General features: G+C 57.1%; 1 protein-coding gene and 1 pseudogene. Both read right to left on the minus strand.

Annotated features, from left to right (window positions below; translation table 11 throughout):
* On the minus strand, positions 1-658 hold a 658-nt coding region (locus tag EN925_RS37160), incomplete at its 3' end, for an ABC transporter permease (RefSeq protein WP_164894724.1).
* A gap of 12 nt (positions 659-670) precedes the next feature.
* A pseudogene (locus tag EN925_RS39990) lies at positions 671-1,038 on the minus strand (ABC transporter substrate-binding protein); the annotation flags it as partial.

Consider the following 1,038-nt stretch of genomic DNA (forward strand, 5'->3'; position numbering starts at 1 on the left):
TCTGGATACGGCACGGAGACAGCCCTTTGGCGTACAGCAAGGTTACGAAGTCCTGGCTGGCTGTCTCGACCATCGCGATCCTGGTGATACGAGCTACGAGCGCAATGCCGCCAAGGCTGGTCGCAAGGACCGGCAGGATCAATGAGGTCCAGGATCGCACGCCGGAGACTGGAACCCAGCCAAGCCAGACAGCGAAGACAAGGATCAGGAGCAGGCCAAGCAGAAAACTTGGCAGGGTCGCACCAAGCAAGCTCAATGTGCCTATCGCCTCGTCGATCCGCGTGCCTTGATAGCTGGCAGCGAGCGCACCGGCGACAATCCCGACCAATGAAGAAAGGACAAGCGCCGCCAGGCCGAGCTGGAGGCTGTATGGCAGGTTTTGCAAGATGAGATCGCGCACGGGCCGAGCTTGAAGGATCGAGGTGCCAAGATCACCTTGCAGAAGGTGGAACATCCACAGCAGATATTGCTCGATCAGGCTGCGATCCAAGCCGTACTTGACAACCAGTTGAGCGCGCTGAGCCGGCGAAGAGCCGGCCCGCACCAGATTGTTGATGGGATCGCCCGGGACGAAGTGGACGACCATAAAGACAAGAGCCGAGACAACCACAAAGATGGGCAGGAGCAGCAGCGTCCGCTTCAGGAGATATGCGGCCATGGACCAGGTCGCCTACCCGACCGCTTTCAGGTCGAGAACCGTCTGCTGCATGATCTCCGCCCCACGGATGGCTTCGGGAACCGACAGCATGTCGCTGTTGTAGGCTATATTCTGCGCGGCCTCGTGGATGGGTATGAAGACGAACTGGCTAAGGATATATTCATGCAGTTTTTTGAAGTTAGCGACACGCTCGTCCCAGGTCTTGGACTTGTGCATTGCGATTTCGTTGAGCTCCTCTGAGCGCGGATCGTCCCACATCGATACGTTTGGGAAGGGAATGCGTTTTGCGCTGAACTCCCAATCGAGTTCGTCCGCATTGTTCCAATCGTAGTGATTGACGACAAACTGGTGTTCGCCCTTTTTGAGTTGATCATCCAGCG

It is taken from the genome of Mesorhizobium sp. M7A.F.Ca.US.006.04.2.1 (genome assembly GCF_004022915.1).
GTDB classification, from domain to species: domain Bacteria; phylum Pseudomonadota; class Alphaproteobacteria; order Rhizobiales; family Rhizobiaceae; genus Mesorhizobium; species Mesorhizobium ciceri.